This window comes from Novosphingobium fuchskuhlense (genome assembly GCF_001519075.1).
In the GTDB taxonomy this organism is placed as follows: domain Bacteria; phylum Pseudomonadota; class Alphaproteobacteria; order Sphingomonadales; family Sphingomonadaceae; genus Novosphingobium; species Novosphingobium fuchskuhlense.
In genome coordinates this window covers 181,741-194,274 of record NZ_KQ954245.1, presented here as the reverse complement: position 1 = coordinate 194,274, position 12,534 = coordinate 181,741, and the positions used below count along the sequence as shown (strand labels likewise).

At 68.1% G+C, this 12,534-nt stretch carries 8 protein-coding genes; 1 reads left to right on the top strand and 7 read right to left on the bottom strand.

The window, feature by feature from the left end; genetic code table 11:
• Positions 1-2: 2 nt before the first annotated feature.
• Positions 3-1,223: a hypothetical protein gene (locus AQZ52_RS10625; protein WP_067910240.1), complete on the bottom strand. Its 1,221-nt coding sequence runs from the start codon at positions 1,221-1,223 to the stop codon at positions 3-5.
• Between the two features lie 88 nt (positions 1,224-1,311).
• Positions 1,312-1,617, bottom strand: a complete 306-nt coding sequence (locus AQZ52_RS10620) for a hypothetical protein (protein WP_067910236.1) — start codon at positions 1,615-1,617, stop codon at positions 1,312-1,314.
• Between the two features lie 69 nt (positions 1,618-1,686).
• Here AQZ52_RS10620 and AQZ52_RS10615 point away from each other — a divergent pair, with 69 nt between their 5' ends.
• The gene (locus AQZ52_RS10615; protein WP_156424898.1) at positions 1,687-4,485 is read left to right on the top strand and encodes a coiled-coil domain-containing protein; all 2,799 of its coding nucleotides are present in this window, start codon (positions 1,687-1,689) and stop codon (positions 4,483-4,485) included.
• A 13-nt stretch (positions 4,486-4,498) separates the two neighbouring features.
• On the opposite strand, the gene AQZ52_RS10610 is transcribed toward AQZ52_RS10615, so the two are convergent.
• The 5 genes from AQZ52_RS10610 to AQZ52_RS10590 form a co-directional block, all read right to left on the bottom strand.
• Positions 4,499-4,990 carry a GNAT family N-acetyltransferase gene (locus AQZ52_RS10610; RefSeq protein ID WP_067910233.1) on the bottom strand — a complete coding sequence of 164 codons (492 nt, stop codon included), beginning with the start codon at positions 4,988-4,990 and terminating at the stop codon, positions 4,499-4,501.
• A 48-nt stretch (positions 4,991-5,038) separates the two neighbouring features.
• On the bottom strand, positions 5,039-8,443 hold the full coding sequence (locus tag AQZ52_RS10605; RefSeq protein ID WP_067910230.1) for an error-prone DNA polymerase: 3,405 nt from the start codon (positions 8,441-8,443) through the stop codon (positions 5,039-5,041).
• A 21-nt stretch (positions 8,444-8,464) separates the two neighbouring features.
• Positions 8,465-10,042, bottom strand: coding sequence for a DUF6504 family protein (locus AQZ52_RS10600; protein ID WP_067910227.1), 1,578 nt, complete (start codon positions 10,040-10,042; stop codon positions 8,465-8,467).
• Positions 9,951-10,709, bottom strand: coding sequence for a hypothetical protein (locus tag AQZ52_RS10595; RefSeq protein ID WP_240481589.1), 759 nt, complete (start codon positions 10,707-10,709; stop codon positions 9,951-9,953). Before AQZ52_RS10595 ends, AQZ52_RS10600 begins: the two co-directional genes overlap by 92 nt.
• A 123-nt stretch (positions 10,710-10,832) precedes the next feature.
• Complete coding sequence (locus AQZ52_RS10590; RefSeq protein ID WP_067910224.1) at positions 10,833-12,353, bottom strand: amino acid permease; 1,521 nt, start codon at positions 12,351-12,353, stop codon at positions 10,833-10,835.
• Positions 12,354-12,534 lie beyond the last annotated feature (181 nt).

Here is a 12,534-nt window from a genome sequence, read left to right as displayed (position 1 = left end):
CGTCATGCAGATCTCCCGCCGTCCGACAGGGCGCTTGTCCGCCCATCCCCGCCGCTGGCGAGGAACAGCCCCGCAACCATGAGCGAGACTACCAGCAGCCGCAACACGAAATCGAACGGCAACAGGATGCTGGTGAGCGCAAGCAGCGCCCCGACAAGGAAGCGGTCCGCCAGCCACGAGGTCCAGATTTCGTCCGGCTGCACGCGCCGCAGCAGCCGCATCAGCAGGAACAGCACCACCGGCGGGAACCATGCGATTCCCCATGGGACTCCGGCCACCGCGGGAATCTCGCTGCGCCATGCGCAGAGCGTGATGAACATGCCATCGAGCACCCATTCGCCCAGGTGTTCAAGCGGTGCCCCGCCCGACCAGGCAATGAGCGAATCCTGTTCAACCCGGGCCAGCAGCGCCGCAACCTGATTAACCAGCCAGGCGAGCGCCAGCATCGCAAAGCCGGGGCCGCACCAGCCGAACCAGCCGGCGCCGGTGCCGAGCAGTGCGGTAATCACCGCGCCAAGCGCAATGACATAGGGCCGGGTTCCCGCATGCAGCAGCGCCGGCCCCAGCATCCGCACGATACCCGCCGCGATCCACGAGCCCGGTGAGCGGACCTGCGCGCCCGCCGTGTGCAGACGCACCCAGCCCGGTTCCGCACGGTGCGCCTCCGCCTCGTCGCGGATCAGGCGCCAGCGTCCCTGATCGAGGAGAAGCGCGGGCAATTCACGCTGCACCACACGCGCCTGCGACGCGATGCGCAGCAGTGCGGAGCCCGGATTCCAGTCTCCGGGCAGATCGCCCAGCGCCGCGATTAGCTTGCCGGGCAGGAGCATCGCGCCGGCCCCCGCGCTGTTGATATCGATTCGCTCGAACCCCAGCGGCAGGCCCGTCTCGACCGGGAGCGTCAGCACGACCGGCCCGTCACCCAGTAGGCGCAGGGCATCCTCGGGCATGGCCAGAAGCCCCTCGCCCAGCACGAGCAACTCGTCCTCCGCCGCCACGAGAGGCGCCAGCGCCCGCGCTGAAGCGATCACGTGGAACCGCGCGCCGCCCGCTTCGGCCGCATGCTGAAGCGCGACAAGATCGTTCGTCAGCGTCTCGGCCAGTACGACGATGCGCGCGCAGCCAAGCGCCATGGCAAGCCCCAGTTGATGGCGCAGGATCGAGCGGCCACCGATCGGCAGCAGGCCGCGAAGACCCGGTGGCTCGCCCTGAGCGGCGTCCATCAACGACAGTAATGCGACCCGCAAGGCGGCGACCTCCCTTTGCCCTATGCTAGGGCCGCCGGGCAGCAATGCCAAGAGTGGCGGCGTATCAACCGGTTGGTTCGAGGGAATCGAGTGCGGCTGCAATCCGCCGCAGCACGGCAGGCTCTCCGGGCGCGCCGGTGAGCGCTTCCTCGGCGAGCGCGATCAGGTCCTCGGCATGGAACGTCGCGGCCAGGCTCTTCAAACGCAGCGCGGCCATTTCCCAATTGCCGTCGCAGCGTGCGCGGCCAAGCAGGCCGAACTGGCGACGCGCGCTTTCGACGAACGCGGCGCGCAGCTCGCGAAAAAGCTCCGCATCATCGCCGGTTGCCACAGCGAGATGGGCATCGATTGCGTCACCGAGGTAAGCCATACCCAGCAAATATCCGTAACGGGTTAAGCTGGGTTTAAGCGGGGGGGCGAAGTGTGTTAATGAATAGCGATGTTCGGGGGCAGAAAGATCATCGCCATTGAAGGCGGCGCCGAAGATGGCGCGGCAAACGCTGCGGCCGTGCGCCTCGGCAAACGCCTGGCGGGCGATCCACCGGTCGAGGAGGCAGACGCCGTCCCCGCGCTTGCCGCCGCCACAGAGGATGCAGAGGGTGCCGGATGGCCGATCGCTCCCGCAGCCGAGGACAGCGCGCCTGCCTGGGATGACGAGAGCGTGGATACGCCCCGGCTGGAGCGCGAATGGCTCGGTCTTGCGATCGCTGCGGCGCTGATCGCGGGTTGGACGGCGGCATTCGTCGCGGGCAACCTCGCCATTTTCCGCCAGGTTCAGCCGCTCGCGATCTGGACAGGATTGCTCTCCGCATGGTCCGCGCCGGTGCTGGTGGTGCTGGTCACGCTGCTCCTCGTTCGTCGCAACAGCCGGCGCGAGGCCGCGCGGTTCGGGGACGCGGCACGGCTGCTCAGCTTCGAATCGCAACGGTTGGAGCGTCGGCTGACGGCGGTGAACACGGAACTCTCGCTTGCCCGCGATTTCATCGCGGCGCAGGGCCGCGATCTCGAATCACTCGGCCGTATCGCGGTCGAACGGATCAGCGGCAGCGCCGGGCAGCTTCAATCGCTGATCGTCGGAAACGGCGCGCAAGTAGACCGCATTGCCACGGTTTCGGACCACGCGCTGGAAAACATGGAGAAGCTGCGAGGGCAGCTGCCGGTAATTGCCAACTCGGCAAAGGACGTCACCAACACCATCGCCAATGCCGGCCGCACCGCACACAACCAGCTCGAAGATCTTGTCGCCGGGTTCCAGCGGCTCAACGAATTCGGCCTCGCCAGCGAACGGCAAGTCGGCACGGTGCGCGAGCGGGTATCGGCGGCGCTTGCCGAGTTCGAGGAAAGCGCCGCGCGCATCGGTGAGGTCAGCGCGGCCCACTTCGCCGCGCTCGAAGAAGGGGCCGCAAGCCATCGCCAGCGGCTCGACACCGAGGAAGTGGCGGCCCTTGCTGCCATGCGTGCCCGTGCCGAAACACTGAACGACGAGCTCGTGCGCCAGCGCGACGCGATCATCAAGGCCGAGGAAGACACCCTCGCCGCGCTTGGCGCGCGGTTTGCCGCCATGCGCGCCGAAAGCGGGGCCTTCAGCCGCTCGCTGGGCTCGGCTGAAGAGACCGCGCTGCGCCAGTTCGCCGACCGGTCCGAGACACAGCTGGCCGCCCTGCGCCACGCGCTCGAAACGCTGGGGAACGACCATGAGGCGCTTATCTCCGCCTCGCGCGAGCGGCTCGCAGCATTCGAGGCCAATGCCACCGATCTGGCCCGCCGGATTTCCGAAGACGCCAGCTTGCTGGACGAGCAGCTTGCCGCCCGCCGGGCCAATCTCGAGGTTGCTGCAGCCGAACAGCGCGCCGCGCTTACGCAAAGCCTCGCCGATCTCGATATCGCGATTCGCGAACGTCGCGGTGCGATGGCCGCTGCCGGCGCCGAGGCTGCTGAGGCTCTGGCACGCAAACTTGCCGACCTAGACACAGCGGTCGAAGCACAGCGCCAGCGCCAGCTTGAAGAAGCGCACGCGCTTGGCAACCAGTGCGATACCATCGCCGCGCAAGTGGCCGCCTTCACCGGCGTGCTCCAAGCCTCGGGCGAGACGGGCGATGCCACGGCTGCCACGATCGATCGCGCGCTCGCCACCCTCAACCAGCGGCTGGTCGACATGCGCGAGGCACTTGCCGGAACCGACGGGCATATCGGCACGCTCACCGATGCAGCGGTTCGCCTGCTCGAACTGATCCAGGCCGGCAGCGAGCACGCCGGCACGACTCTCCCTGCCGCGATCGGCAGTGCCCAAAACGGACTTGGCGAGTTTGCCGACCGGGTCGAGGGGATCCGCAGCGCCCTCGGCGAGGCCGGCGATACCGGGCGCAGCTTGTCGCAGGACGTCGAAACCACGCGCGGGGCGCTCAAGGCCGCGACAGCCGAGATGGCGCGCCTGCAGAAGAACCTTGCCGTTCAGGCCGCCGAACAGGAAGCCCGTCTTGGCGAACTGCGCAACCTGCTGGCCGCCGCGCGAGACGAAAGCACTGCCCTCGCGCAGGGCATCGAAGGCGAGCTGTCTGGTGCAGTGGCCCGCCTCAGCGATGCTGCGGGCCGCGTCGGTGAGGACTTGCGCGAGGGCGCGGCGAAGGAAATCGAGGCACTGACGGCGCGGCTTGGCGAGGAAGGCAATGCCGCCATCGTCCGCGTGCTGCAGGGCCGCGGCGCCGAACTCATCGCGCGGCTCGAGGATGCGATCGACAACGCAGCATCCGCCAGCCGCGAGACAGCGATCCAGATGCGCGACCAGCTCGCCAAGGTGGATGAACTGGCCGGCAATCTCGAAAGCCGCGTCACGCGCGCCCGCGAGCGCGCCGAGGAGCAGGTCGACAACGATTTCGCACGCCGCACCGCGCTGATCACCGAGAGCCTGAATTCCACCGCGATCGACATCACAAAGGTGCTGTCGGCCGATGTCTCGGAAACCGCCTGGGCCTCGTACCTGCGCGGCGACCGCGGCATCTTCACCCGCCGCGCGGTCAGCCTGCTCGACAGCGGCGAGGTGCGCGCGGTGCAGCAGCACTACGAAACCGACACTGAATTCCGCGGTCACGTGAACCGCTACATCCATGATTTCGAGGCGATGCTGCGCCAGCTGCTCTCGACCCGCGACGGCCATGCGCTGGGGGTAACGCTGCTCTCGTCGGACATGGGCAAGCTCTATGTCGCGCTCGCGCAGGGGATTGAGCGGCTGCGGACCTGATCAAAGGAACGGCCTACAGCCGCTTCCACATCAGCGCTTCATCCACATAGCTGCCATCCGCGCGCCGCACCGAGTCCGGTTCCTTGGCATAGAGCACGTAGCCGTGGCGCTCGTAGAGTGTCTGGGCGCGCGGGTTGTCAGCCATCAGGGTCAGTTGCAGCTGGCGCAGGCCGATCTCGCGGGCCGCGGCTTCGAGCTGCTCGAGAATGCGCGCCGCAGCGCCCGTGCCGCGCGCTGCGGGGACGGCGTACATGCCCCAGACGAGGCCCTTGTGATCGAGCTTCTGCCCGATGATACGCGTGAGGCCGCCGACCGCGAGCCATTCGCCGCCTTGCACCACGGCATAGACATGATCGCGCGCCAGTCGCTCGCGCCATGCCGCCACGCCGATGGCATCGTCGTCCGCGCCGGCGCCGCGAAAGCTCATCGCCTCGGCGTCGAACATGATCTGGCGCAGCGCAAGGAAGCGCAGCGTATCATCAGGGGTCAGTCTCACGATGTCCATGCGGCCGGCGCCTAGTCGGGCTACGCGGCGCAATTGTGGCAGGCAGGCTCAGTGAAAGTCGCGCGACTTGGGGATCACCCGCACATTGCGCGGATGGCTGCGCGCAGGCGGCGGGACGCGTCCGGGCACGGGCCGGTTGACCTCGTCGGCACGGGCCATCGCGGGCTGCAGCGCATCGTCGGACAGCCGCGACAGCCCCTCGCTTGCATCGGTCAGGTGCTGGGCGATCACGTGGATCACCTCGTCGTCGTATTCCACGCGGCCCCGCACTTCCATCAGCCGCGCGCCCATCACCACGCTGCGCTGCTTCTCCTTCAAGTCGGGCCAGATCACGAGGTTGATCACGCCCGTCTCGTCCTCCAGCGTGATGAAGCACACCCCCTTGGCGCTGCCCGGCTGCTGGCGCACCAGCACCACGCCCGCCACGCGCACCATCGAGCGCATCTTCCGGTCCCTGAGATCCGCCGCCCGCACGAACCCACGCTCGGCAAGCTCGGCGCGCAGGAAAGCCATGGGGTGCGCCTTCAGCGAAAGCCGCTGCGTCTGGTAATCGGCGACGACTTCCTCCGAGAGCGGCATGGTCGGCAGGCGGGTGCGGGCGCGCTCCTCCCCCTCCTCGCGCGCATCGGCGGCGGCGAAGAGCGGCAGCGCGCTTGCGGCCACAAGGCTGCGCGCATCCCACAGCGCCTGGCGCCGGGGCAGCCCCATCGATCCGAAGGCATCCGCCGCAGCCAGCCGCTCGATCATCGCGGGCGAGAGCCCTGCCCGCACCTTGAGCGCGGCAACATCATCAAACCGCCCCCCCGCCTCGCGTGCCGAAACCAGCGCGGCGGCGACATGTTCGGGCAGGCCGTCGATCTGGCGCAGGCCGAGGCGGAGCCCCTCCCCCTCCTGCTCCAGCGTGCAGTCCCACATCGAATGGTTCACATCCACCGGCAGCACCGGCACCCCATGCTCCGCCGCATCGCGCACGATCTGCGCCGGTGCGTAGAAGCCCATCGGCTGCGAATTGAGCAGGCCGCAGGCGAACGCCGCCGGGTAGTGGCACTTCAGCCAGCTCGAAACATAGACGAGGTGCGCAAAGCTCGCCGCATGGCTTTCAGGAAAACCGTATTCGCCGAAGCCTCGGATCTGGTTGAAGCAGCGCTGCGCGAAATCGCGGTCGTAGCCGCGCTGGGTCATGCGCTCGACCATCATGTCCTGCAATTCGTCGACCATGCCCCGGCGGCGGAAGGTCGCCATGGCCTTGCGCAGCCGGTTGGCCTCCGCGCCTGAAAACTTGGCCGCATCGAGCGCGATCTTCATCGCTTGCTCCTGAAAGATCGGCACGCCGAGCGTACGGCCGAGGATCGAGGTAAGCTCGTCCGGCGGCCCGAACGCGGGGCCCGGCGCGGGGATGCTCACCGCCTCCTCGCCCCGCCGCCGCCGGAGATAGGGGTGGACCATGTCGCCCTGGATCGGCCCGGGGCGGACGATGGCGACCTGGATGACAAGATCGTAGAATTCGCGTGGGCGCAGGCGCGGCAGCATGTTCATCTGCGCGCGGCTTTCGACCTGGAACACCCCCAGCGAATCGCCCCTGCGCAGCATGGCATAAGTCTCCGGATCCTCGCGCGGCACGGTGGCGAGTGTGAGGGTCCGGCCGTGGTGCTCGCCCAGCAGATCGAGGCACTTGCGGATGCAGGTGAGCATGCCGAGCGCCAGCACATCGACCTTGAGGATGCCGAGCGCGTCGATATCGTCCTTGTCCCATTCGATGAAGCTGCGATCCGCCATGGCGCCATTGCCGATCGGCACCGTCTCGGTCAGCGGCCCCTGCGTAAGGATGAAGCCGCCGACATGCTGCGAGAGATGGCGCGGCATGCCAATCATCTGTTCGGTCAACTTCAGAACCCGCTTGAGGTGTGGATCGGCAAGATCGAGCCCGGCCTGCGCGACGTTCCGCTCGGCTACCTCGCTGCCCCAGCCGCCCCAGACGGTGCGGGCGAGCGCGGCGGTGACGTCTTCGGTCAGGCCCATCGCCTTTCCCACCTCGCGGATCGCCATGCGCGGGCGGTAGTGGATAACCGTCGCGCAGAGCCCCGCGCGCTGGCGGCCATAGCGGCGGTAGATGTACTGGATCACTTCCTCGCGCCGCTCGTGCTCGAAATCGACGTCGATATCGGGTGGTTCGTTGCGATCCTCGGAAATGAAGCGATCAAACAGCAGGGCGTGGCGCGCCGGATCGACTGCGGTGATGCCAAGGCAATAGCACACGGCCGAATTGGCCGCCGAACCGCGCCCCTGGCACAGGATCGGCGGATCCTGATTACGCGCGAAATCAACGATATCCTTGATCGTCAGAAAGTAGGTTGCGAGGTTTAGTTTGCCGATCAGCGCCAGTTCGCGCGCCAGTGTATCGCGTACGCTCTCGGGCACGCCGGAGGGGTAGCGGCCCTCCGCGCCAGCCCAAGTCTGCTCCTCCAGCCAGTCCTGCGGTGTGCGGCCTTCGGGGCAGATTTCCTCCGGGTATTCGTAGCTGAGTTCATCGAGGCTGAAGGTGCAGGCATCGGCAAGCGCGCGCGCGGCACTGACGGCATGGGGCCAGCGCTCGAACAGGCGGAGCATTTCCGCAGGCGGTTTGAGGTGCCGTTCGGCATTGGGGTGGAGCAGGTGCCCGGCGCGTGCGACGGTGGTCTTGTGGCGGATCGCCGTCATCACGTCCTGCAAAGGTCGCCGCGCGGCTTCGTGATAGTGCACGTCGTTGGTGGCGAGGAGCGCAAGGCCGTTCTCGTGGGCCAGCGCATCGAGCGCGTTGATCCGCGCGATATCATCGCCGCTGTAGAGATAGCTGGCCGCAAGGTGGCGCATGGTAGGCAGGCTGTGGACAAGATGGGGGACAAGCGCGGGAAAAGGCAGGGATACGATGTCGATTTCTGGCCCGTGCCCTTCGCGCAAAGGCACCACATTGCTGGCGATCCGGGCCTTGAACACCTGATCCAGATCGCGCGGTGGCAGAAGGACGAGGTGGACCCCTTGCGCATGCGCGGCCAGCAGCGCGAGATCGATCTCGCACACCCCCTTGGCCTGCCATTCCCCATCGAGCCGTGCCATGCGTCCGGCGGAAATCAGGCGGCAGAGGCGGCCATAGGCGGCGCGGTCGTGCGGATAGGCGAGGAAGGCGAGCCCCTCGACAGTTTCGATCCGGCAGCCGATCACGGGCCGCAGCCCCAGAGCCTTCGCCTCGCCGTGAATGCGGACCACACCCGCCATCGAATTGGCGTCGGCCACGCCAACCGCGTCATAGCCGAGGCGATGCGCGGCGAGCACGAGGTCGACCGGATCGGACGCCCCGCGCAGGAACGAGAAGCAGGTGACAAGGCCGAGTTCGACAAAGGGCGCGCGGGCGGGTGCGCCTGAGGCTTCATCAGGCGAGACATGGCGCCGCGCCGGGGTGAGCGGGCCTTCAGGCATGTGACATCGCAGCGCGCGCCATCACGCGCAAAGCCCCTGCAGGAACCATTCGGGCGCGCCGCCACGGCCATCGCCGGCAAGGCCGTGGCGATAGATCCAGTAGCGGCGGCCCGTGCTGTCCTCGATGCGGTAGTAATCGCGCAGGCGCACGCTGGAGCGTTCGCGCCACCACTCGGGGGCGATGCGCTCGGGCCCCTCGGCGCGGGCGATCTCGTGCACGCCGCCGCGCCAGCGGAACAGGCGGGGAAGCCCGTCCGGCGCTTCGTAGATCACCGCGATGGGCTCGGGCCGGTCGAGCAGCTTGAGGGGACGTTCGTGGAAGGCAAAGTCTTCCTGAAGCCCCGGCAGCGGCTCCAGCGGCGGGGCCCAGCGCTGCGCACGTTCGGGCAAGTGGCTGGCGCGCGGCAGCGGGCGGCGCACGGCCTCCGCACCCAGCCGCACCGTCAGCCGGTCGATGCAGGCGGCAAGGCTGGTGCCGTGGCGTTCGGCTGCGGCATCGAGTTCGGCCTGCGCGAGCGCGAGCGGTTCGGTCCACGGGGCGAGAAGGCGCACCAGTTCGATCCCGAAGCCTGCATCGAGATCATCGAGCCGCGCGGCGAACAGGCGGCAGACATGCGCGGGATCGCGTGTCGCCGCCGCCATCTCGAGCCGCCGCACCACGACATCGCCGTCGACCTTCCACGCCGCCAGTTCGAGCCGGCGCGCGCCCTCCCCGCGTCCCTCCAGCGCGCGCGCCATGTCCTCGGCAAGGTCTGCCAGCACCCGGTCGAGCAGCGGGCGGTGACGGATGGGTTCCATCAGGCGGCGCTGCACCATCGGCTGCTCGGCGGCGACCACCGGGAGCAGCGGTTCGGGCACGCGGCCCAGCAGCTGGTCGAGCCGCACCAGCGGGTTTGCGCCGGGCGAGCGGCGATTGCGGAAGCGCCGCGCCAGCGCCTCACGCCCGATGCCGGCCAGATCGCCCAGCCGCTTCAGGCCCAGGCGGCGCAGGAGGAGCAGGACATCGTCATCAAGCCGCAAGGCCGCGACCGGCAGCCCCGCGAGACGGTCCATGAGGTCGTCCCCGGCTTCGAGGATCGCGCTTTCAGGCCCGAAGTGTGCCAGCGCCCAGGCCGCACCTGCCGTCGGCGCGATCGCGGCGCGTGCCACAAGGCCGCGCCGGGCAAGCTGCGCGCGTGCGTCCGCCAGCAGCATGGCCTCCCCGCCGAACAGGTGGGCGGTGCCGGTGGTATCGACAAGCAGGCCATCGGGCGGATCGAGCGCGCTCCACGGCCCCCAGCGCTGCGCCCAGAGCGCGAGGTTTTCCAGAAACGCGAGGTCTCCCGCGGGATCGGCGGAGCGCACGGCAAGCTGCGGGCACAGCGTGCGCGCGTCGGCCAGCATCGCGCCGGGGCGCACGCCTTGCTCTGCCCCTGCGGCGTTCACCGTGGCGATCCGGGGTCCGTGCGCCGTTTCGGCGATCAGCGCGAGCGGTTCGGCGTCGGCCCCTGCTCCCGCCGCGCAGCCTTCAGCCAGCCGCCAGCGATCGAGCGCCAATCCCATGCACCAGATCGCCATGATCCGGCGCGACAGGGGCTGCGGCGAGATGGGTACCGTCATCGCGCAAGGTCCAGTATCCGGGTTGAAAGGTGTGGGCGCGAAACAGCTCGGCGCGCCATGCCGGCCGGCCGGGCGCCTGCGGGTTCCAGCGCGGCGGAGGCGAGGCGGCGGCAGCCGCGCGCCAGCGCATCCGCGCCGAGCCGAGATCACTGCGTGCGTCCAGCCGCACCAGCCACAGCGCGGTGCCATGCTTTTCCGCCGCGAGGCTGAGGCGGCGCGAGGCCGTGAAATCGAGCGCGCGGGGGTTAGCCGCGATCTCCCCGATCACGAAGGCGAGGTCGCGGCAGCGCAGCCCTTCTTCCAGCGCGAAGAGCGCGTCCTCCGGGTTCGCGGCGGCAACGTGGATCAGACGGTGGCGCAGATGTTCGGGAAGGCCGGGGCGATAGGGCCGCCCGGAAAGGCGCAGCGCCGCCTTGTCCTGCACCCAGAGCCAGGGGCGCTGATCGTCTGCATCGGCACCAAGGGCATCGCGCGCCAGAGCCAACGCGAGCGCGGCGCCGGTCGCCTCCCCGCCGGCGGCGAAGACTTCGGTGTGGCGGCACGAGGCGGCGATCCCCGGCCGCCAGCGCGCGGACTTGGAGAGACTGGATACAGCACCGCGCCGCAATCCCGCAGGCAGCGGCGGCGAAAGAACATGGACTTTGGAACAGGCTTCGATTCGGTTCATGTTCCTATTATGTTCTTATCCTTCCATCATGCAAGCATCTCCCCGTCTGCCCTACCCCTTCATGCAAAAGGGCCGCCTCCCTCCTGGGGAAGCGGCCCTCTTGGCATGGCGCGGATCCGGCGATCAGACGACCGGCGGCACCGACTGTGGCGGAATATCGGCGTCCGTCTCGTGCACTTCGACGGTACCCCGGCCCAGATGGCTGCGGCTGCGGCTGTAAGTGTAGTAGATCACCAGCCCGACCAGCGCCCAGCCGAAGAACAGCAGGATCGTCTCGCGCGAGAGGCTGAAGAACAGGTAGACGCAGCCCGCGATCGAGATCGGCGCGACGAGCGCCACGGCAGGCGTGCGGAACGGACGGTGCCGATTGGCATCGGTCCGGCGCAGCACCAGCACCGCAATCGAAACCGCGGCAAAGGCGAACAGCGTACCCGAGTTGGAGACGTCAGCCAGCAGGCCCACCGGGAAGAACGCGGCGAACAGCGCCACGAACACGCCGGTGAGGATCGTGATCACGTGCGGGGTGCGGAACTTGGGGTGAATGCGCGAGAAGAACTCGGGCAGCAGGCCATCGCGGCTCATCACGAAGAAGATGCGGGTCTGGCCGAACATCATCATGAGGATCACCGAGGGCAGCGCCAGAATGGCGGCGGCACCGACCAGCCAGCCGACGAAGGGATAGCCGACCGACCGAAGGGTCCAGGCAAGCGCTTCCTTCGAGCAGACCACCGCATTGTCCTGAACGGCGGCGCAGGCGGCGGAAAGTGCGGGCGTGCCGGGCGACAGCACTTCGCCTGCCGGACCGAACATGGGCTGCGCGCCCACGGTGCCGATCACGCCGGCGGCGACCAGCATGTAGAATACGGTGCAGATGCCAAGGCTGCCAATGAGGCCGATCGGCATGTTGCGCTGCGGGTTCTTGGTCTCCTCCGCTGCGGTGGAGACCGCATCGAAGCCCACATAGGCAAAGAAGATCGAGGCCGCCGCGCCCGAAATGCCGGTGAAACCAAGCGGAGCGAAGGGCACGAACTTGCCCGTCTGGATCACCGGCAAGGTCAGTACCACGAACATCGAAAGCGCCGCGATCTTGATTGCCACCAGCACCGCGTTGACCGTGGCGCTTTCCTTGGTGCCAAGCACAAGCAGCCACGTGATCACCGCCGCGATTCCCATCGCCGGCAGGTTGATCAACCCGCCATCGAACGGCCCGCGCACGAATTCGAGTGGAACAGTAATATGGAAACTGTGCTGGATGAACCCGATCATGTAGCCCGACCAACCGACCGAGACCGCGCCGGCCGCGATCGCGTATTCAAGGATCAGCGCCCAGCCGACCATCCACGCGACCAGTTCGCCCATCACGGCGTAGCTGTAGGTATAGGCCGAGCCCGAGACCGGCACCATCGCGGCCATTTCGGCGTAGCACAGGGCGGCCACCGCACAGACGAAGCCGGCGATGACGAAGCTGATCATCATGCCGGGGCCCGCCTTCTGCGCCGCCTCGGCCGTCAGCACGAAGATGCCGGTACCGATGACGGCGCCGACGCCGAGCATGGTCAGTTGGAACGCGCCGAGCGAGCGATGCAGCGATTTCTTCTCGGCAGTTGCAAGAATGGCGTCGAGAGGTTTGACGCGACCGAACATTGATTTCTCCCGCCTTGGTCCGTCAGCCGATTGCGCCCATCCAACCATTGCGCGGGCGCAGCTGCCGTCACCAGGTTTGCTACTTTTATTGCTAGCGCCGAGGGCCGCCGCCGCAAAGCGCTTTTTCCCCAGACACGTGCGTTGCAGCGGGACAGCAACAGACCGAAACGGACCCGGCCTT

Excerpts from the sequence above, each read along its gene's own strand:
- AQZ52_RS10625 (WP_067910240.1), bottom strand. The coding sequence starts at position 1,223 with ATGGACGCCGCTCAGGGCGAGCCACCGGGTCTTCGCGGCCTGCTGCCG.
- AQZ52_RS10620 (WP_067910236.1), bottom strand. The coding sequence starts at position 1,617 with ATGGCTTACCTCGGTGACGCAATCGATGCCCATCTCGCTGTGGCAACC.
- AQZ52_RS10615 (WP_156424898.1), top strand. The coding sequence starts at position 1,687 with ATGTTCGGGGGCAGAAAGATCATCGCCATTGAAGGCGGCGCCGAAGAT.
- AQZ52_RS10610 (WP_067910233.1), bottom strand. The coding sequence starts at position 4,990 with ATGGACATCGTGAGACTGACCCCTGATGATACGCTGCGCTTCCTTGCG.
- AQZ52_RS10605 (WP_067910230.1), bottom strand. The coding sequence starts at position 8,443 with ATGCCTGAAGGCCCGCTCACCCCGGCGCGGCGCCATGTCTCGCCTGAT.
- AQZ52_RS10600 (WP_067910227.1), bottom strand. The coding sequence starts at position 10,042 with ATGACGGTACCCATCTCGCCGCAGCCCCTGTCGCGCCGGATCATGGCG.
- AQZ52_RS10595 (WP_240481589.1), bottom strand. The coding sequence starts at position 10,709 with ATGAACCGAATCGAAGCCTGTTCCAAAGTCCATGTTCTTTCGCCGCCG.
- AQZ52_RS10590 (WP_067910224.1), bottom strand. The coding sequence starts at position 12,353 with ATGTTCGGTCGCGTCAAACCTCTCGACGCCATTCTTGCAACTGCCGAG.